15 protein-coding genes and 1 tRNA gene are annotated in these 18,914 nt (G+C 55.8%); 5 read left to right on the top strand and 11 right to left on the bottom strand.

Annotation, left to right across the window (positions count from 1 at the left end; translation table 11 throughout):
• Positions 1 to 2: 2 nt before the first annotated feature.
• Both GRI39_RS00260 and argH read right to left on the bottom strand, forming a co-directional pair.
• A complete protein-coding gene (locus GRI39_RS00260; RefSeq protein ID WP_160737718.1) occupies positions 3 to 248 on the bottom strand; it encodes a hypothetical protein in 246 nt (81 codons plus the stop codon).
• Positions 248 to 1,624 carry an argininosuccinate lyase gene (argH, locus tag GRI39_RS00255; protein ID WP_160738535.1) on the bottom strand — a complete coding sequence of 459 codons (1,377 nt, stop codon included), beginning with the start codon at positions 1,622 to 1,624 and terminating at the stop codon, positions 248 to 250. The genes GRI39_RS00260 and argH overlap by 1 nt, the downstream gene beginning before the upstream one ends.
• Positions 1,625 to 1,679: 55 nt before the next feature.
• Between argH and GRI39_RS00250 the strand changes: the two genes are divergently transcribed.
• Positions 1,680 to 2,252: a TlpA family protein disulfide reductase gene (locus GRI39_RS00250; protein WP_343033257.1), complete on the top strand. Its 573-nt coding sequence runs from the start codon at positions 1,680 to 1,682 to the stop codon at positions 2,250 to 2,252.
• Between the two features lie 90 nt (positions 2,253 to 2,342).
• On the opposite strand, the gene GRI39_RS00245 is transcribed toward GRI39_RS00250, so the two are convergent.
• The 4 genes from GRI39_RS00245 to GRI39_RS00230 all read right to left on the bottom strand — a co-directional run bounded on the left by GRI39_RS00245 (position 2,343) and on the right by GRI39_RS00230 (position 6,981).
• Entirely contained in the window at positions 2,343 to 2,678 is a 336-nt protein-coding gene (locus GRI39_RS00245) for a DMT family protein (protein ID WP_160737716.1), read from the bottom strand.
• Between the two features lie 133 nt (positions 2,679 to 2,811).
• Positions 2,812 to 2,887 (bottom strand) — tRNA-Val (locus tag GRI39_RS00240).
• An 81-nt stretch (positions 2,888 to 2,968) separates the two neighbouring features.
• Positions 2,969 to 4,720, bottom strand: coding sequence for a cation:proton antiporter domain-containing protein (locus GRI39_RS00235; protein ID WP_160737715.1), 1,752 nt, complete (start codon positions 4,718 to 4,720; stop codon positions 2,969 to 2,971).
• Between the two features lie 62 nt (positions 4,721 to 4,782).
• Positions 4,783 to 6,981 (bottom strand): bifunctional diguanylate cyclase/phosphodiesterase, encoded by a 2,199-nt coding sequence (locus GRI39_RS00230; RefSeq protein ID WP_160737714.1) that lies wholly within the window; start codon positions 6,979 to 6,981, stop codon positions 4,783 to 4,785.
• Between the two features lie 66 nt (positions 6,982 to 7,047).
• Here GRI39_RS00230 and GRI39_RS00225 point away from each other — a divergent pair, with 66 nt between their 5' ends.
• The gene (locus GRI39_RS00225; RefSeq protein ID WP_160737713.1) at positions 7,048 to 8,037 is read left to right on the top strand and encodes an asparaginase; all 990 of its coding nucleotides are present in this window, start codon (positions 7,048 to 7,050) and stop codon (positions 8,035 to 8,037) included.
• Positions 8,038 to 8,050: 13 nt separating this feature from the next.
• On the opposite strand, the gene GRI39_RS00220 is transcribed toward GRI39_RS00225, so the two are convergent.
• Positions 8,051 to 9,028: a winged helix DNA-binding protein gene (locus GRI39_RS00220; protein WP_160737712.1), complete on the bottom strand. Its 978-nt coding sequence runs from the start codon at positions 9,026 to 9,028 to the stop codon at positions 8,051 to 8,053.
• A gap of 338 nt (positions 9,029 to 9,366) precedes the next feature.
• The gene (locus GRI39_RS00215; protein ID WP_160737711.1) at positions 9,367 to 10,656 is read right to left on the bottom strand and encodes an adenylosuccinate synthase; all 1,290 of its coding nucleotides are present in this window, start codon (positions 10,654 to 10,656) and stop codon (positions 9,367 to 9,369) included.
• Between the two features lie 476 nt (positions 10,657 to 11,132).
• On the opposite strand from GRI39_RS00215, the gene GRI39_RS00210 reads away from it, so the two are divergent.
• Both GRI39_RS00210 and GRI39_RS00205 read left to right on the top strand, forming a co-directional pair.
• Positions 11,133 to 12,695, top strand: a complete 1,563-nt coding sequence (locus GRI39_RS00210) for an LA2681 family HEPN domain-containing protein (protein ID WP_160737710.1) — start codon at positions 11,133 to 11,135, stop codon at positions 12,693 to 12,695.
• A gap of 224 nt (positions 12,696 to 12,919) precedes the next feature.
• Positions 12,920 to 13,759 (top strand): aldo/keto reductase, encoded by an 840-nt coding sequence (locus GRI39_RS00205; RefSeq protein WP_160737709.1) that lies wholly within the window; start codon positions 12,920 to 12,922, stop codon positions 13,757 to 13,759.
• Positions 13,760 to 13,796: 37 nt separating this feature from the next.
• Here the strand turns inward: GRI39_RS00205 and GRI39_RS00200 are convergent, their stop codons facing one another.
• From GRI39_RS00200 to GRI39_RS00190, 3 genes are all read right to left on the bottom strand, one after another.
• Positions 13,797 to 14,909 carry an ATP phosphoribosyltransferase regulatory subunit gene (locus GRI39_RS00200; protein ID WP_160737708.1) on the bottom strand — a complete coding sequence of 371 codons (1,113 nt, stop codon included), beginning with the start codon at positions 14,907 to 14,909 and terminating at the stop codon, positions 13,797 to 13,799.
• A 160-nt stretch (positions 14,910 to 15,069) separates the two neighbouring features.
• Positions 15,070 to 16,653: a phosphoglycerate dehydrogenase gene (gene serA, locus GRI39_RS00195; protein ID WP_160737707.1), complete on the bottom strand. Its 1,584-nt coding sequence runs from the start codon at positions 16,651 to 16,653 to the stop codon at positions 15,070 to 15,072.
• 143 nt (positions 16,654 to 16,796) lie between these two features.
• Entirely contained in the window at positions 16,797 to 17,924 is a 1,128-nt protein-coding gene (locus GRI39_RS00190) for a phosphoserine transaminase (RefSeq protein ID WP_160737706.1), read from the bottom strand.
• Between the two features lie 195 nt (positions 17,925 to 18,119).
• Between GRI39_RS00190 and GRI39_RS00185 the strand changes: the two genes are divergently transcribed.
• Positions 18,120 to 18,800: an extensin family protein gene (locus GRI39_RS00185; RefSeq protein WP_160737705.1), complete on the top strand. Its 681-nt coding sequence runs from the start codon at positions 18,120 to 18,122 to the stop codon at positions 18,798 to 18,800.
• The last annotated feature ends 114 nt before the right edge of the window (positions 18,801 to 18,914 follow it).

Genomic DNA, 18,914 nt, shown 5'->3' with positions numbered 1-18,914 from the left:
ACTCAATCATCCGGCGGCAGGTCGAAAGGGTCATCTTCGCGCTCTTCCGAGCGCTTACGAAGCTCAACGCTTCGTTCAGGTGCAGCTTGTGTACGCAGTTCCAAAAGTTCTTCCGGCTTGGGCTTATCACTGCGGCCATAAGGAGATGGTGGCAGATCATGCCCCGGCAAAGGGGCAAGATCTGCCTTCTGGCCACAAGCCGCCAGCATCGCAAAGGACAGGCAACACCCAAGCGTTTTCAAGCGCATTACACCGTAATCCCCAATTCCGCAGCCGCAGTGGCGACCTGAATACGCACCTGTTCGGGTGCAGTACCCCCAAGGCTGGAACGCGCGGCAACAGAGGCTTCAACAGACAAAGCCGGGTAAACGCCTTCATCAATGCGATTGTCAATTGCCTTCAGCTCTTCGAGGCTAAGCTTTTCCAAGGCTACGCCCTTGCTCTCAGCCAGCTTCACCGCTGCCCCGGTAATATGATGAGCTTCACGGAAAGGAATATCCGCTTCGCGCACGAGCCAGTCCGCAAGGTCGGTTGCGGTGGCAAAACCCATTTCGGCAGCCTGCCGCATCTTATCGGTCCGGAACGTGGTATCTGCGACCATCCCGGTCATCGCGGCGATGGAGAGACCAAGCAAGTTGGCGGCCTCGAACACCGGCGGTTTATCGTCTTGCATGTCCTTGGAGTAAGCCAGCGGAAGGCCTTTCATCGAAACCATCAGCGATGTCAGGCACCCTATGATCCGCCCTGCATGACCACGCACCAGTTCAGCGGCATCAGGGTTCTTCTTCTGTGGCATGATGGAGCTGCCAGTGCTCAGCGTGTCCGGCATCCGGACAAAACCGAAGGGCTGGCTGGCCCAGATAATGAACTCTTCTGCCAGCCGCGACAAATGAAGTGCGCATTGCGCAGCGGCCTGCAGATAATCGAGTGCGAAATCGCGATCTGATACCGCATCCAGACTGTTGCGCGTGGGCGCATCAAAGCCGAGCGCCTGTGTCGTCATATCACGGTCAATGGGAAAGCCCGTGCCTGCCAAAGCCGCAGAACCCAAAGGGTTTTGATTGAGCCTCTGCCGTGCGTCATGAAAGCGTGAGCGATCGCGGCGGATCATCTCGTAATACGCCATCAGATGGTGGCCCAGCGTTACCGGCTGCGCCGTTTGAAGATGCGTAAAACCCGGCATGATGGAATCGGCATTTTCAGCAGCACGGGTCACCAAAGCCCGCTGGAGGGCAGCCAGCCCCGCATCCACCTGATCAATCGCATCGCGAGTCCAGAGCTTGAAATCGGTCGCCACCTGATCATTACGGCTGCGAGCTGTGTGCAAACGCCCTGCCGCGGCCCCAATCAATTCCGCCAGACGGCTTTCTGTCGTCATATGAATATCTTCCAGGTCCCAATCTTCGGGCACACCGTTGATTTCATATTCACCAGCGATCCGGTCCAAACCGCCTTCGATCAGCCTGGCATCATCGCGTGAAACGATACCGCAATGGGCCAACATAGCGACATGGGCTTTGCTGGCAGAAATATCTTGCCGCCACAGCGCCTTGTCGAAAGGGATAGAGGCGTTTATCTCGCGCATGATGGCGCTGGGGCCTTCCGCAAACCGCCCGCCCCACATCTGGTTGGAGTTTTTCGCTGTGCCCAAACTGCCTTTGCCTGCCTTATCGGGGCCTGTGTTGTCCGTATCGCTCACGCTTGCCTTTGCCTCCATGCTTTCAGCTTGCGATAGGCAAAGCGCAGAGCCCGCGCAACAGAAGGAAGCTGCTGGCGACAATTTGCCGGCCAAGCTGAGCGGAACAGTAGACCGCTCTCACGCAGGTTCCCCTCTCCCCAAGAACATCGTGAAAGACCCGACCGGAACCACGCTTGATCTGGCGTCACTGACCGGCAAGCCGGTGCTGATCAACCTTTGGGCGACATGGTGCGCCCCTTGCGTCGTGGAAATGCCACAGCTTGATGCAATCGCCGGTGAACGCAAGGGTGACCTGCGCCTCCTGACAATCAGCGAAGACATGCAAGGCGCTGAAAAGGTTAACGCTTTCTTTGAAGAGAAGAAGTTTGAGAACCTTCCGCGCTGGATGGACCCCGAAAATGATCTCATCTTCGCATTCGGCGGTGGTGAGTTGCCGCTCACGATCATGTATAATGCACAAGGCAAGGAAATCTGGCGGATTACCGGCGGTTTTGACTGGACAAGCAATGCCGCGGCAAAGCTGATTGATGAAGCAACGGCGAAGCCCAGCTAAGACAGGTTACCACCAGATCGCTGCACGAAAGATCATGGCAGGGCAAATACAGCCATTACCCTGCCGGTCTCCTTGCGCAAAATGCGATGGTTAGCGCCCCACAAACAGGAAGCCGACGGCTGCCATGATACAGCCAAACGCAGCGAAATGGCGCCAATGCAGTGGCTCCTTAAGAACCACAACCATAAAACCGCCAAATATAATCAGCGCAATCGCTTCCTGCGTGACCTTAAGCTGGCCGGCTGTCCACCCGCCGCTATAGCCAATCCGATTAGCCGGCACTGCCAGGCAATATTCGAAAAAGGCAAGGCCCCAACTGATCGCAATCACAGCGGCAAGCGGTTTGTTCATCCCGCCCTTGAGATGCCAATACCAGGCAACTGTCATAAACAGGTTGGAACAGATCAGAAGAAGCACCGTCGCCATCAGACAGATATGCCAGCAATTCTCGTTGATGGAAGCAAATAGAGGATCGCGACCGCCGCCTCAACAGCCGACATTCCGCAATGCGAGGAGTTGCAACGCATCTTGCCCAGACTTCATGCTTTAAGAAATAAGATGGTGGGCGGTGACGGGTTCGAACCGCCGACCCTCTCGGTGTAAACGAGATGCTCTACCAGCTGAGCTAACCGCCCCATCGGGAGCCGGCATTTAACGGCTTTTCTGATGGGGTCAAGCCAGAGATCATCATCAGGCGATTTTTTGCACAGGCAATTTCAAGATTGTGGCACAGTGAAGATACGGTCTCTGGCTGTTGTTACATCGCCAGATTCAATCTGCTGCCTCATCCTGTCCTTGTCGGTATCCCGATAATTACCCTCTGCGCGCTCAATCTTTTCCTGGCTCAGGCCAACGCCTTCCAGCGCCATTCGCGCCATGGCAACGCCGGATTCAAACACTTCACGCACAAGCCCGTTTTGCGGACTGGTAGCAAGATGCATCACTGCGCGCCGGTCAAAGATCCGCACATAAACCATTGCCTGCGGGAAATGTTCATGAATGGCCGCCAGCATCTCCGCAGTGACCTGGTCGCCATCGATACAGAACAAGATCAATTGCGCATCCCCAGCCCCCGCCTGCCTCAGCAGGTCAAGCCTGGTTCCGTCGCCATAGTAAACTTTCGCACCAAATCGGCCAGATCGGTCGATCATGTCGATATCGCGGTCGATCAATGTCACAGAGATATTGGCAGCCAGCAGCATCTGCGCAACAGTCTGCCCAAAGCGGCCATAACCCACCACCAGAGCAGTAGCGCCATCAGCGGTTGGCTCATCCCGCATACCCTTGGCACCTTCAGGTTTCTGAGTGCGGAGCCATCTGGTCATCATCATCAGAAACGGCGTTGAAGCCATCGACAAGGTCACCACCGCACCAAAAACACTGCTTGCCTCAGGCGAAATCAGCAATGCGTTCTCAGCCTGAGAGAACAGGACAAATCCAAATTCGCCACCCTGGCTCAGCAACAACCCAAGGGCGAAAGCACTACGCCACTTCATCTTGAAGGCCAGACCGATCAGAAAGATGACCGTCGCTTTGGTCACAATAAGGGTAGCTGCCATTGAAAGAACAAAGATCGGACGCTCAGCGATCGCATGCAGATCGAGCATCATGCCCACCGCAAGAAAGAACAGGCCAAGCAGAATGGAACGGAACGGCTCAACGTCCGCCTCTAACTCATGCCGATAAGGCGAATCCGCAAGCATCACTCCGGCAACGAAAGCGCCAAGAGCGGTGGACAGGCCAAGATATTCCATCAATGCAGCAGAACCGACGATGGTGAACAGGGCCGCCACCACGAACATTTCGCGTTCACCCAAGCGGCTGATTAACCGAAAGATAGGGTTGATGACAAAACGGCCAGCAAGAAAAAGCCCGACAATCGCACCGACCGTATAAAGCATCAACAACCAGCCTGGAGGGCCCTGTGCATCCAGTGGGTTACGGCTCAACGCAGCAATCACAGTGATCAGCGGGATGATCGACAAATCCTGAAAGAGAAGAATCGAAAATGCCCGTTCGCCAAAGGGTGTTTTCATCCTGCCCGACGATTGCAGCATCGGCAGCACCTGCGCAGTGGAAGACAGGCCCAGCGGAAGCCCCAGGGCCAATGCCGCGGCTGGCGTAAATTCGGTTGCCAAAGCGATGATCGCCGCCACGCCCAGCCCGCATAAAGCAACCTGCAAAAGGCCTAAGCCAAATATGTCGCGTTTCATGCGCCACAGCCGTGCAGGGTTGAGTTCAAGACCAACCACAAAGAGCAGCAAGGTAATGCCAAGCTCGGCTATATGCAGCTTGGTTTCGGCCTCTCCCACAAGCCCAAGCACGTAAGGGCCTACCATCACACCTGCCAGAAGATAGCCTAACGTCGCGCCTAAACCGATCTTGCGAAACAGCAACACGAAAGCCAAAGCAAAGCTAAGGAGCAGGAAGCCATCGCGCAGCATGGAACCATCGCTTGCTTCTTGCATCTGGGGGCTCTCGCTTTTTCAACTGGATAAGCCACCGCTTTAATTTGGATTTCCGATTCCGTCTATCCGTAGCGAAGACTCGCATCCGGTATTTGACCACCTGTCAGCAATTCAATTGCCATGCGTTCTGGCATTGGGCGACCAAACAGATAGCCTTGCCCCATCTCCACCCCCATCAGGCGTACTGTTTCACATTGCTGCGTAGTTTCGATTCCTTCGGCGACCACCTTGAGATTCATACTGTCCGCAATATCAAGGATTGCACGCACGATGCTCCGACACCCCGTATTTGCAAGCGCTTGAATAAAGGAGCGATCGATCTTGATCGTATCGAACGGCAGATTTTTAAGATAGCTCAACGATGAATAGCCGGTACCAAAGTCATCAAGGCTTGTTCGGACACCCGATTTGCGCAGTCGATTCAGCACGCGCGCAGTTCTGGCCGGGTCGACCAAGGCGACACTCTCGGTGACTTCCAGCGTCAAAGCAGACTGATGTACGCAATTATCGCGCAAAAGCTGGATAACTTTATTTTCGAATCCAGCATCAAGAAATTGCGCTGCGGCAATATTAACACTGATCACCGGCTGTAGCTCTTCAGGTAATTCTTCCTGAAAGCGCCGCAAGCAGCAAATCGCTTCTTCCAATACCCAACCGCCTATAGAACCGATCACCCCGCCTGCCTCAGCAACAGGAATGAACGCCCCAGGTTCGAGCAGCCCCCGGACAGGATGATCCCATCTTACCAGCGCTTCAAAACCGATGATCCGACTGGGACAGGCAACATCAACAATCGGTTGATAATACAATATGAGCTGGTTCAATTCAGGTGCCTGTTGCAGCTCAGCCAATAACTGCCGACTTTCCCGCACGTCATTGCCGAGCTGGACCGTAAAAAAAACAGCTTGCCCGCCGCCATCGGCTTTGCCTTGATACATAGCAAGGTCAGCATCGCGCAAGAGTTGCTCAAATTCGACATGACCTGTTCCAATCTGAGCGATTCCGATGGATGTACCAAGCGCCATATGGACAGCATCGCAAGCCCCGTGACTGGTTCTGAGACGATCATGGATCAAGGTTGCAAACGCAGCCAAATCTTCTTGGCCAACATCACCTCGAATCATAATGACAAACTCGTCTCCACCAATCCGTGCAGGCAAAAGCTCAACCGCTTTGCCTGTAATTTTCAATGCAGATTGCCAATCGGCCGATACGCACTGCAAGCTGCGGGCAATTTGCACCAACACAGCATCACCAGCAGCATGGCCATGGCAATCGTTAATGGCCTTAAAGCCATCAAGATCGATGGCAATAACTGCCAACCCCTTTCGGTCCCGACGTAATGCAGCAAAAGCCTGCTCTCCTTTGCGCGAGAATTGAAGGCGATTGGCAAGCCCGGTCAGCGGATCGTGCAGGGCCTCCCGCAGCAATATCTGGCGACTTCTCTCACGCTCAATCACTCTGCCGAGTTGCGTTCCGATCTGCTGTATAAGATTGATCGTTTCTGGTGCTTTACCTATCGTATCGAAGGACGAAAATTCAATAACGGCCGCTATTTCTTCACCCGTCCAGATCGGAAATGCGCAAGCCGCCACAAGGCCGCATTGCCGAGCAGCTGAAAACCGCAGCAGCTTGGGGTTTGCCGATGGGTGGTTAATGATCACTGGTGCACGAGCAGACAGAGCTAGGCCCGGAATGCTCTCACCAACACTGAAATGAGCCTTGCGTGAAAGCTCAATCATCGGCGCAAGTTTCTGCGGATCACGGGCATACCAGATGTCGCAGCCTACCGCTTCAAGGCCACTTCTCTCCACCAGATAGGCGCAACCAAATGCCCACCCCATCTGCTCACATATCTCTGAAAGCGCGAGTTTCAAAGAGGCGCTCACATCTGATGAACGGTTTGCTCCTTCCGTGACAATCTGGAGCAGCGCCAACCGCTTTTGGCTTTCACGAAGTTCTTGCAAACCTGTTTCGGCAAGCGTTTCAGCCCGATGCCGCGCGTGCTTTTCGTTCTTCAACTTCGCTTCAAGATCGCGGATCCGCTGAGCGTATTGCGTACAGTTGATCGGTACGGTTTTGACGGCATCAGCACTCATCATGTCGCCCTTGCAAGCAGACTCTCGTTGCCTGAGATGTTCCGTCAAACCACATTCATTATCCTCCATCATATTCTCATCATATGATTGGAAGGTGTTATTTTTCCTGCCTTTAACCTCCAAAACTACCCGCAATAATACTGAGTAAGGGATCGTCAGCATAGGGTTGAACCGCTTCGGAACAGCTCACCTCTTCCTCCGCTCTTGGCAGGCTGCTAAGCGGGCGTAATGAGCATCGGACATATCAGGATTCTGTCTTGCGGCGGCACGATCGCAGGGCGCGCAGCCTCTCTCTCGGGCAAAGCCTATACAGCAGGCGAGATGGGCATTGCACCTTTACTCAATGAAATCGCAAAAGCGGGGCTGTCCTGGTCTGTTGAAACGCGTGATATCTCATCCGTCGGGTCTCAAGACATCGGCTGGGAGCAATGGCAGGCGCTGCACAAAGCCGTTCTGGAAGCGATGAATGACGATACTGTCTCCGGCATCATAATAACGCATGGAACAGATACGGCTGAGGAAACCGCTTTGCTGCTCGATAGAACGCTGACCACTCCAAAACCAATTGTTCTCGTTGGTGCGATGCGGACAAGCGACACATTGGGTAGCGATGCCTTGCGCAATCTTGCCAATGCCTTGCGCGTAGTAGCTGATACCAATTCAGCGCAGCGCGGAGTTATGGTCGTTATGGGTGACGAAGTTCACACGGCACGAGACATCCGAAAAACAGCAACTCAGGGCGTCAGTGCATTTGGAAGCTTCCCCCGGGGGCCTTTAGGCACGGTGACGCCATCCTCTCTGGACTGGTTTATGCCCCCCCATCGCATGGAAACAACCGCGCGCAATAGTTTCCCCCAGAGCCTCCCCCGTGTGGATATTTTGTATCTTCACGCCGGTATGGATCGGCAGCCAGTGGATGCGATACTATCAACCAGACCCGAGGGGGTTGTGATCGCAGGTTTGGGACAAGGCAATGCCCCCACCGCAATTATCGCAGCATTGGCTGAAGCCGTGGAAGCAGGTATCCCTGTTGTAAGAGCAAGCCGTGTGGATGACGGACTGGTCGACCGTAATGTTGAAGTTAATGACGACGCCTTTGGCTTCGTTGCTGCAAGAGCCTACAACCCCCAAAAAGCGAGGATTTTACTGCAACTGCTCATCGCAGAAGGGCATCGTGACATGACCTCCCTGCAAACTGCCTTTGACCAGCATGACTGATCATGCAGCAACTTTAAAGCAACTGCATCACATCCTTTCCGACTTGATGAAAATAATGCGCCATCGCGTCGGCTGCTTTGTCAGTCAGAACGATGAAAGCCCGACGGCGATCAGTTTCATCTTCCACCCTTTGCAGCAATTCCGCCTCGGTCATCTGGCTAATCCAGCGCAAGGCCGTGGTAGGCGGCACGCCTGATGCAATACAAAGAGACGTAACCGAAACACGAGAATGTTCTGCCCTTGCTGCCGTCAGATCGAGCAGAATATCCCACGCTGGATCGGCGAAAAGATCGGAATCGAAAAACCGGCCGCGCAATTGCCGTTGGCGAATAATCTGGCGAACAAGGCGGGGATCAGGCAGCGGTGGTCGGGTCGAACGGAACATTCGATCACCCTCATGACAAGGCCGTGTATCATCTTGTTTTCCAAATGAGAAAGCACTTATCCGGTCACTATTTCCTGAAACATCCTGACGGCCTAAACCGTCAATTTTGCGGGCAATGTGATTAACCTGTTCGGTCATTCGCAGAAGGGCCAGCCGGTCCTCCTCGGACAATTCTCTCACCCTTGCACCCGGCACTTCCGCCAGCAATTGGCCTAAAGCAATCACCCGATCTGCGCGGGACGGATTGACGAGAAATTGCGCCTCAGCCTGCGTAAAACTGCCAAAAACTGCGTCGAGGGCATCGACAGTTGTGGAGAGGATTATGCGGGAGCCTTTGCGCGCTGCCAGCATGTCAAAATGGCAGAGTTCCGCCATTCCTTGCGCATCGCATTGCGGATAATCTAGGAGGATTACATCGCTGAGTATTCGATCAGGGTCGGCCAACAGAGCATCAGTGCCAGTGGCTTCGCATAGAAAAAATCCTGCAGATTCAACATCTTCGCGCATTATGTCGCGGATATGGGCGCGATTGGCGTAGACGGAAACGGACAGTGTGGCTTCGCCTAAGTCATTGTTTTGGCGATAATTAAAGTCGGTCTGAAGCATGATTTACTCCCCCTGATCCATGAGAACAGGATGAGTACAAATACGGATCAAGTCAAGTTTGTTCTTGCTATGTTTCTTATACGCTTATTTTGTTTTCATTTCTGCACGGGTTTGGATTCTGTAATTCTCCAAAACCCCATTGAAAGACTGAAATCAACCTTCAAACACAGCATAGCTGCATCCCCAGCGCACCGCCCGGACCCTGAAATCAGCAATTTTTGAGAGCTATAGGGTGTGCTGAAAAGAACCTAGCAGGCCCCAAAAGCACATAAAGGCATCACAAAGGCGCCCAAACACAGGACAAGCGCGGCAGACCATCCGCCGCGCTTGTCTATCCATCAATCCGCGAAAGGATCGCGCACCAAAATCGTGTCATCACGTTCCGGGCTGGTCGAAACGCTGGCCACTGGGCAATCGATCAATTCTTCGATCCGGCGGATATATTTGATCGCCTGAGCAGGTAATTCAGCCCAGCTTCTGGCCCCTGCTGTTGTATCGCTCCAGCCTTCGATCTCTTCATAGATCGGTTCGACCGCAGCCTGATCGGCAGCGTGGGAGGGGAGATAATCGATCACTTCACCACGCAGCTTATAGCCGGTGCAAATCTTGATCGTTTCAAACCCGTCGAGCACGTCGAGCTTGGTCAGCGCAATGCCGGTCACGCCGGAGATCGCGCAGCTCTGGCGCACCAGCACCGCATCGAACCAGCCGCAGCGGCGTTTGCGCGCGGTGACGGTGCCAAATTCATGGCCCTTTTCGCCCAGCCGCTGGCCGACTTCATCTTCCAGTTCGGTCGGGAACGGGCCGGACCCCACGCGGGTGGTGTAGGCTTTCACAATGCCGAGCACGAAACCGGCAGAATTTGGCCCAAGCCCAGACCCCGAAGCGACGGTGCCGCTGACCGTGTTGGAGCTGGTGACGAAGGGATAGGTGCCATGGTCAACATCGAGCAGCACGCCTTGCGCGCCTTCGAACAGGATCTTGGCCCCTTCCTTCTTCACATCACGCAAGCGCTTCCACACAGGTTGCGCAAATTCGAGGACGAAAGGCGCGATTTCCTTCAGTTCCGCGATGAGCTTTTCGCGGTCCACCGGCGGTTCACCAAAACCGGCGCGCAAGGCATCGTGATGCGCGCAAAGCCGGTCAAGCTGAGGTTCCAGCGCATCGAGATGAGCCAGGTCGCAAACACGGATCGCGCGGCGGCCGACCTTATCTTCATAAGCCGGGCCAATGCCGCGCCCTGTCGTGCCGATCTTGCCCTTGCCAGCCGCAGCTTCGCGCAGACCATCTAGATCGCGGTGCAGCGGGAGGATCAGCGGGCAATTATCCGCCACGCCGAAATTGGCCGCCGTGATCGACACGCCCTGTGCCTTCAGCCGCGTCATTTCATCGCGCAGCGCCCACGGGTCGAGCACCACCCCATTGCCCACCAGCGACAGCGTGCCGGTGACAATGCCCGATGGCAGCAAAGAGAGCTTGTAGGTCGTATCACCCACCACCAGCGTGTGGCCCGCATTATGGCCGCCCTGGAAGCGCACCACCACATCGGCACGCGCAGCGAGCCAATCGACAATCTTGCCTTTGCCTTCGTCACCCCATTGGGCGCCGATCACGGTAACATTAGCCATGGATAGATTCCTCCACCCCGCCAAGGAGAACCCGCTGCGCCCTTCGACGGGACTCGGCACAGGGGCGGGAACAAGGGGGCATCAAAGCCCGGAAATTCGGAGCGCCGGGTAGGCCCTCCCCCGCGCGCCTGTCAAGGTGAAGTTGGTGAAGAGAGGGTGGTTTGGGTAGATGGTTGGTGGGGGGCTTTACGGGTGGGCTTCATGCTTTTCAGTGAAGAGAATTCTGTATGTCAGGCCTAACAGCAGCTTTACGCCCCAAATCCGGCTGTTCACATGCTAAATTATTGCACCAAGAAGGGGGCATCCATTCGCTGTCGTTCCCTGAACCTGTAAAAGGACGCGCTGATACGGACTGAAAAGTCAGCGCTTGCTGCTAACTTTGCGAGGGCGAATGTCTATTGTCATAGCGTGCTTGCTGCGCCTCCTTGATAGCATGTATTGACGATTGTCACGTTGAGACCATCGAGAATTACTACATGTCCGATTCTTCCCTAGAGGCCGTGGTCCAAAAGCTCATCAGGGCTCCCATAAGCGAAATGTCTGACGCCACGGCACTGAAATGCGTGGCAGAGTTAATCGACTTCTCCGGCGAGATTGGTTCGATAGCTGGCATCAAACGCGCATTCAGCATGCTAAGCGAAATTGAGCGGCGGAAACTTTTGCCGGAAGACCAAGCTCTCCTGCACTATTTTCGCGCCAATGCTTGGAAAACTAAGCATCGTCACGACCCTCAGTCTGACTCAGACTCTTGGGAGCGGGCGAATTGGCAAGAACAAATCCTGTCGCTGTCGCTGGCCTGCAATCACGATGGTTTCAGCAAGTTAAACAAAGTTCGCCGCTGCCAAATCCTTACTAACCTCGGTATTAGGCTCAACGAAGTTGGACGCTTCATCGAAGCAATCGAACTGTGGGACAATGCGCTCGCGATCATACCGAACTTCGCCATAGCGCTTGGCAGTCGCGGTTTAGGGCTCAAGTATTACGGCCGGGCCTGCGAGGACGGATCGGACTTCGAAAGATTGACGGTTGCCGCGCATGACGCTTTCGCTGCCGCAAGCGCCGATGGCGTCTTCTGGGATAGCGACTACCCCACCAGCGTGGCCGATGGATTCCGGAGACAGGCCTGCGAAATCGCCGAATTGCTCGACATGACGGCTATTGCCACCGAGCTCAATCCCAAAGGCGCTTCCCTCGGCCGCAGTCACGAAGAGAAATCCTATCGTCGCTGGTCACTAGATCGGCGCCTATTCATCAATCCTCTTAACGATCTGGTCACCCATCAGGTGGCCGCCTGCGATCCGCTGATGCTTCCCACGCTCTGGACTGAAATTGACGAGCCCGGCATGCCAGCGATCATCGGGCTTTATAATCAGATGAAACAGGAATATGCCTTTGCCAGGCTGCTTCTGTATGAAGGTCAACCTGAAGATAGTGTGCATTTCGCCGATCGCCGGGTGCTACTGCACAATACGCTCGATTATCCCAGCTTCTCGATCGCGACGGAAAAGTTGCGGACCTCTTTCCGGCTAGCCTATTCGATTCTCGACAAAGTGGGGTACTTCATCAACATCTACTGGCAGCTAGGCCTAAAGAAACACCGCGTGGGATTCCGCAGCGTTTGGTACGATGATACGAGCGGCGAGAGTAGGCTAAATTCGCGGTTTGAAACTTATGCTAACTGGCCACTGCGTGGACTGTTCTGGCTGTCCAAGGATCTATTCGACGAGCGATTGCAGCGCGTCACCACTCCCGATGCGCGCGAAATCTTCATCATCCGCAACCATCTCGAGCATAAATATCTGCAAATCCATTACGAGCGTATGGGGCTTTCCGACCCAATCACAGCAGGGGTTGGATATTCGATTGACGTCATGGACTTCGCGGCCAAGTCCTTGCGTCTTCTGAAGATCGCCCGCGCAGCTATGATTTATCTTCCCCTGGCCGTGCACGCGGAAGAACGGCTCCGGAGGCAGAACGCTAGACCCAGTCTAATAATGGAAATGGGTCTGACGACACTAAAGGATGACTGGAAGCGGTAGGTCGTTTATCCTTTGTCAGTCGCGCGGAACCCGCCGGCCCCTCCCGACCCATAATTCGCCGCTAATAGAACTTCTGATTGAAGCTCCCCCTAAACACCACCCCCCACCACAAACATTTCATCCATCGCGCCGCCTTGTTAGGGGACAATTTCCCTCCTGATGGCACGCCCTTGCGTTCCATGCGTAGGTACACAAAGCCCCACGCAAACCCCAAAAGGACCGTGATGACTGATACAGATAGCCCCGCCTCCCCCATGCTCACCCTCAACGATGGGCGCACTATGCCGCAATTGGGCTTCGGCACTTACAAGCTGGACAACGATAAAGTTGGTGAGCCGATCTCCATCGCTTTGGACGAGGGCTATCAATTGGTGGATACCGCCAGTTTCTATGACAATGAAGAAGGGGTGGGCAAAGCCCTGACCGATGCGCCTGACATCTGGCTGACAACGAAGCTCTGGAACGCCGATCAGGGCGCAGAGAAGGCCCATGATGCTTTCAAGCGCAGCCTTGATCGGTTGGGCCGGGATGCGGTGGATTTGTTCCTCATCCATTGGCCCTGCCCGGATGATGATCGCTATGTCGAAACATGGCAGGCGCTGATCGCGATGCGCGAAGCGGGGCTGGCCAAGTCCATCGGCGTGTCAAACTTTCTGCCCGAACATCTCGATCGGATCATTGCTGAAACCGGGGTGACGCCGGCGGTCAACCAGATCGAATTGCACCCGACTTTCCAGCAGCGCGAATTGCAGGATTATCATCAGGAAAAGGGCATCGTCACGCAGAGCTGGTCCCCGCTTGGCCGGGGCGCAAGCTTTGATGATCCGATTATCGCCGGGATTGCCAAGGAAGTGGGCCGTGAGCCTTCCGCCGTGGTGCTGCGCTGGCATATACAGCACGGGCTGGCCCCAATTCCCAAGGCCACATCACGCGATCACATCTCCGGCAATTTCGACGCGACCGACTTTTCCCTGAATGACGATCAGATGAACCGGATCGACACAATGGATGATCCCGATGGCCGCACTGGCCCGCATCCGCTCGAAGTCAACGCCGGCTCCTGATCGGGGCGTAGCTTGGTAAATCGGACAGGTGCCCGCTTCACAAGGGAGCGGGCACTGTTCCATCCAGCCGGTGCGTGCAGCCAAGCTTTGCCGCATCATCACCTGCATCAAGCGCCGCCAGCGTGCGCCAGCCTTCAGCGCGCAAAGCAGCGGCAACATCCCGGTCATGCCCGATGGGCAGGAACAGCTTGGGGCGAATGTCTGCGCTCAATCCCTGTGCATCAGCCAATTGTTCAGGATAGAGCGAGAAGCCGGTGGCCGGTTCTTCCTTGCCCTTGATATGATAGGTGCCGCCCCGCCCCATCACGCCGCGCACGCCATCGGCATAGAGCGTGAAACCAAACCAGCTCTGATATTCAAAACCATGGCGCTCTGACGGGTCTAGCGTCAGCCGTGCCTTGCCCGCCGCCTGTGCCGCAATCTGGCGCAGTGCCGTGATCCGCGTGGCCAGCGTGCCACCAGCATCAATCGCAGCGAGCTTTTCAATCGCTTCATCGAACGGGCCAGTGGCATACAGCAGCGGCACATAAGCTTCACCGCCTGCATCACGCAGGCCGCCGGCGTCCTTCGCGTCCAACTCCCGGCGCACCGCGTCAACCTGTTCAGGCGCCAGTGGCAGAGCTTCGCGGGCCAGTGTGTCCACCAGATCAGGCAGAGTGAAATCGACCGAAATCCCGGTGGCCCCGGCAGCTTTCAGCGCATCAATCGCCAGACATACCATTTCAGCGGCAGCCGCCACAGTGTCAGAGCCGATCAGCTCTGCACCCAATTGCATATTCTCGCGCGATGGGTCGAGCTGGTCGCCCGTCATCCGCGCAACCGGGCCAGCGTAGCACAGGCGCAAAGGGCGCGGCGCGTCAGCAAGGCCAGTGGCAGCGATGCGGCCAATCTGCACCGTCATATCAGAACGCAGCGCCAGCATCCGCAAGCTGCGCGGATCGACAAAGCGGAACATCTGGCGCGGCTGCACCCCGTCCATCCGCCCGGCAAGCGATTGTTCAAATTCGATCAAAGGCGGATGGACCCGGTCATAGCCGTGGCTGTCCATATTATCGAGCATAGCACGGGCGATATGGGCAGCCTGACCCGCCAGCGGTGGCAAACGGTCTTGCAGGCCTTCGGGGAGGAGGTCGTTGATCGAATCTGTCATTGTTCCGCTTCACAAATTTCGGAGCCGGACACGAAGGCCCGAGCGACGGGCAGCGCCATGGCATGATTAGGCGCCCGGCGAAAGAGCTTAGGCCCCAATCTAAACGGGGCGCGAAAGTTGCCTTCCGCGCCCCGAGTGACATTACATTCCAGCCAAAGGCTCAAAAAGCGAGCGGCTTCACCAGCTTCACGCCTTCAAGGGCAGCAGCCTTGTCCACCAGATCTTCCGGGATCGGCTGATCGACAGACAGCAGCAGAACCGCTTCACCGCCCGCTTCACGGCGGCCAAGATGGAAAGTGCCGATATTGATGCCGTTTTCACCCAGAAGTGAACCGATACGGCCGATGAAACCGGGCTTATCGTCATTCACGATATAGAGCATGTTGCCGTCGAGATCAGCTTCGATCCCGATGCCGAAGATATTGACAAGACGCGGTGCGCCGCTGCCGAAGAGCGACCCTGCAACAGAGCGATCACCCTGGCTGGTTTCCACCGTGACGCGGACCAACGTGTGATAGACGCTTTCACGCTCCTTGCGCACTTCGCTCACTTCAATGCCACGTTCCTTGGCGAGATATGGCGCATTGACCATGTTCACGCTGGAGGAATAGCGCTTCATCACACCTGCCAGCACAGCCGAAGTGATGGGCTTCTGATCGAGCTTGGCCGCAGCGCCTTCCACTTCGATGCTGATCTTGGGCAGTGTCCCATGGGCAAGCTGGCCGACCAGCGAACCCAGCTTTTCCGCAAGACCCATATAGGGCTTCAGTTTGGGAGCTTCTTCAGCGCTCAGTGATGGCACGTTGAGTGCGTTGGTCACGCCGCCGGTCAGCAGATAATCGCTCATCTGTTCAGCCACCTGAAGCGCCACATTGACCTGTGCCTCAGTGGTCGATGCACCCAGATGCGGGGTGCAGATGAAGTTCGGCGTGCCGAACAGTGGGCTTTCCTTGGCCGGTTCCTTGGCGAAAACGTCCAGCGCCGCGCCAGCGATATGGCCGCTGTCGAGCAGATCCTTGAGCGCTGCTTCGTCGATCAGGCCGCCACGTGCGCAGTTCACAATACGGACGCCCTTCTTGGTCTTTTCAAGACGTTCACGACTTAGAATATTGCGGGTTTCATCGGTCAGCGGAGTGTGCAACGTGATGAAATCAGCGCGCGTGATGACGGCTTCGAGATCACCCTTTTCAATGCCCAGTTCCACGGCCCGTTCTTCGGTGAGGAACGGGTCATAGGCCAGAACCTTCATCTTGAGGCCCTGTGCACGGCTGGCAACGATCGAACCGATATTACCGGCACCGATCAGACCCAGCGTCTTGCCGGTGACTTCGACACCCATGAACTTGCTCTTGGGCCATTCGCCCTTTTGCGTCAGTTCATTGGCTTCCGGGATTTGGCGAGCCAGCGCCATAATCATTGCGATGGCATGTTCAGCGGTCGTGATCGAATTGCCGAATGGCGTATTCATCACCACCACGCCTTGCGCAGAAGCGGCTGGAATATCGACATTGTCAACACCGATACCCGCACGGCCAATAACCTTCAGATTGGTCGCCGCAGCCAGCACTTCCTTAGTGACTGTGGTGGAAGAACGGATGGCAAGGCCTTCATATTCACCGATAACAGCGATCAATTCTTCCGGGGTCATGCCCGTTTTGACATCAACATCGCAGCCTGAATCGGCAAAGATCTTGGCGGCGTTGGGGTCCATCTTGTCGGAAATAAGGACTTTAGGCTTAGTCATAAGAAATTCCTGAAATTCGTATCACCCGAATAATTTGCGGGGACCTGCGCATTGTGGCGCGGAAACGAAGGAAGGGCGGCATCCCAGCTTAAAACCGGCCGGCTCTAGAGCCGGGATGCACCATAAATAGAGATTGCGAGCGCTTAGGCTTTCGCGCTGGCGTAGGCCCAATCGAGCCAGGGGCCGAGCGCTTCGACATCAGCCGTATCGACCGTCGCGCCGCACCAGATACGCAGGCCGGCAGGGGCATCGCGATAACCGGCAACATCATAGGCTGCATCTTGCTCTTCAAGCAATTTAGCCATTTTCTTGATGAAATCGGTATCCGCGCCTTCCACCGTCAGGCAGACACTGGTGTTGGAACGCGAGGCAGGATCGGCAGCCAGATGGCCCAGCCAGTCACGTTCCTCGACAATGGCATCAAGCGCCGCCGCATTGGCATTGGCGCGAGCCTTCATCGCATCGAGGCCACCCAGGGACTTGCCCCACTCCAGCGCAAAAATCGCATCTTCCACCGCCAGCATGGACGGGGTGTTGATGGTTTCGCCCTTGAAGATACCTTCAATCAGCTTGCCGCCCTTGGTCATGCGGAAGACCTTGGGAAGTGGCCATTCAGGGGTGTAAGTTTCGAGCCGTTCAACTGCGCGGGGTCCGAGGATCAGCACGCCATGCGCACCTTCACCGCCGAGCACTTTCTGCCAGGAAAAAGTGAGGACATCGACCTTGTTCCAGTCAATATCCTGCGCGAAAACGGCGCTGGTGGCATCAGCGATGCACAGGCCTTCGCGGCTGTCAGAAATCCAGTCACCATTGGGCACGCGCACACCTGAGGTGGTGCCATTCCAGGTGAAGATCACATCATTGGACCAATCGACCTGATCCAGATCAGGAAGCTGGCCGTAATCGGCTTTGATAACTGTCGGGTCGAGCTTCAATTGCTTGACCGCATCCGTAACCCAACCGTCACCGAAGCTTTCCCACGCAATCGTTGTCACAGGCTTTGCGCCGAGCATCGACCACATCGCCATTTCAACCGCGCCGGTATCGGAACCGGGGACAATGCCGATCTTGTGGGTCTCTGGCACCTGCAGCACTTCGCGCATCAGATCGATGCAATAGGCAAGGCGCGACTTGCCGATCTTGCTGCGATGCGAGCGACCGAGGCTTTCAGTGTTCAGTTTTTCGGGGGACCAGCCTGGCGGTTTCGCACAGGGGCCGGACGAGAAATGCGGACGCGCAGGTTTGCGCGCGGGTACGTTTAATTCAGTCATTTAAGACTCTCCTCACAGAGAGCACGCGCGGCGTTGGGACCGCGTGGCCCGCTCGCCGCAATAAAGATGCGCAGTGCCAAGTCAACTGTTGTTATGTGTTACCACGATCAGAGGTTTCATATTTCAGATGACATAGTGAGCCTCACCAGCAACTTTGTTAGTGAGGCGTTAAGCATGAGCCGCTAAACAATCAGTATGTTGCGCCCAATACCTCCCCTCGTTGCAGCTATCGCCCTGACGGGTTGCTCCATCATGCCATCAAATAGCGGTGGCCCATCAAATGGTGCGAAAGCGCCGCAGCGGGCGGAAGCACCGATCTCACACTCCCCGGCAGCAGGCCAATGCCTCAACGAATTGGGTTTGACACAAGCCAGCTTTAAACCCTTGCCTGATAAATATTATGGCTCAGGCTGTTCCAACCTCAACACGGTGCAACTGTCTGCGGTTTATTCTGACAAATCTGCCCTGGGCGTTGCCAATATCGGACCCGTTACCTGCCCCGTTGCCACCGCCTTTGCCGGCTGGGCGCATTACGGCGTAGATCGTGCCGCAAGAGCGATTCTTGGCGCGCCGATTGCCCGGATCGAGACCTTTGGCAGCTATTCCTGCCGTAACGTGGCTGGCAGCAATCGGCGCTCTGCTCATGCCACGGCCCAAGCGATCGACATTTCCGGTTTCGTGCTCACCGACGGGCGACGGATCAGCGTCAAACAGGATTGGGACGGCGGCACTGCAGACGAACGCAAGTTCCTCCGCGTCGTACATAAAAGCGCCTGCAAACGCTTCGCCACCGTTCTCGGCCCGGATTATAATGCCGCGCATAAAGATCACTTCCACGTAGAGCGGGTGATTGACGGCAAAAGCTACTGCCGTTGAACACCCTGAAAGAGAACCCTGTGGGCGGCCAGGCATTGTTCCTGGCATGTCTCTCTTGCTTGCTTCTCAATGCCCTATGGCTCTGCCCCCCCACCATCTGAGCGCGCTCCCAAT

The sequence above is a fragment of the Altericroceibacterium indicum genome (assembly GCF_009828105.1).
GTDB lineage: Bacteria > Pseudomonadota > Alphaproteobacteria > Sphingomonadales > Sphingomonadaceae > Altericroceibacterium > Altericroceibacterium indicum.
The sequence above is the reverse complement of the archived record's forward strand: the minus strand, read 5'-3'. Positions and strand labels throughout refer to the sequence as shown.

Excerpts from the sequence above, each read along its gene's own strand:
- GRI39_RS00260 (WP_160737718.1), bottom strand. The coding sequence starts at position 248 with ATGCGCTTGAAAACGCTTGGGTGTTGCCTGTCCTTTGCGATGCTGGCG.
- argH (WP_160738535.1), bottom strand. The coding sequence starts at position 1,624 with ATGTGGGGCGGGCGGTTTGCGGAAGGCCCCAGCGCCATCATGCGCGAG.
- GRI39_RS00245 (WP_160737716.1), bottom strand. The coding sequence starts at position 2,678 with ATGGCGACGGTGCTTCTTCTGATCTGTTCCAACCTGTTTATGACAGTT.
- GRI39_RS00235 (WP_160737715.1), bottom strand. The coding sequence starts at position 4,720 with ATGCAAGAAGCAAGCGATGGTTCCATGCTGCGCGATGGCTTCCTGCTC.
- GRI39_RS00230 (WP_160737714.1), bottom strand. The coding sequence starts at position 6,981 with ATGCTGACGATCCCTTACTCAGTATTATTGCGGGTAGTTTTGGAGGTT.
- GRI39_RS00225 (WP_160737713.1), top strand. The coding sequence starts at position 7,048 with ATGAGCATCGGACATATCAGGATTCTGTCTTGCGGCGGCACGATCGCA.
- GRI39_RS00220 (WP_160737712.1), bottom strand. The coding sequence starts at position 9,028 with ATGCTTCAGACCGACTTTAATTATCGCCAAAACAATGACTTAGGCGAA.
- GRI39_RS00215 (WP_160737711.1), bottom strand. The coding sequence starts at position 10,656 with ATGGCTAATGTTACCGTGATCGGCGCCCAATGGGGTGACGAAGGCAAA.
- GRI39_RS00210 (WP_160737710.1), top strand. The coding sequence starts at position 11,133 with ATGTCCGATTCTTCCCTAGAGGCCGTGGTCCAAAAGCTCATCAGGGCT.
- GRI39_RS00205 (WP_160737709.1), top strand. The coding sequence starts at position 12,920 with ATGACTGATACAGATAGCCCCGCCTCCCCCATGCTCACCCTCAACGAT.
- GRI39_RS00200 (WP_160737708.1), bottom strand. The coding sequence starts at position 14,909 with ATGACAGATTCGATCAACGACCTCCTCCCCGAAGGCCTGCAAGACCGT.
- serA (WP_160737707.1), bottom strand. The coding sequence starts at position 16,653 with ATGACTAAGCCTAAAGTCCTTATTTCCGACAAGATGGACCCCAACGCC.
- GRI39_RS00190 (WP_160737706.1), bottom strand. The coding sequence starts at position 17,924 with ATGACTGAATTAAACGTACCCGCGCGCAAACCTGCGCGTCCGCATTTC.
- GRI39_RS00185 (WP_160737705.1), top strand. The coding sequence starts at position 18,120 with ATGTTGCGCCCAATACCTCCCCTCGTTGCAGCTATCGCCCTGACGGGT.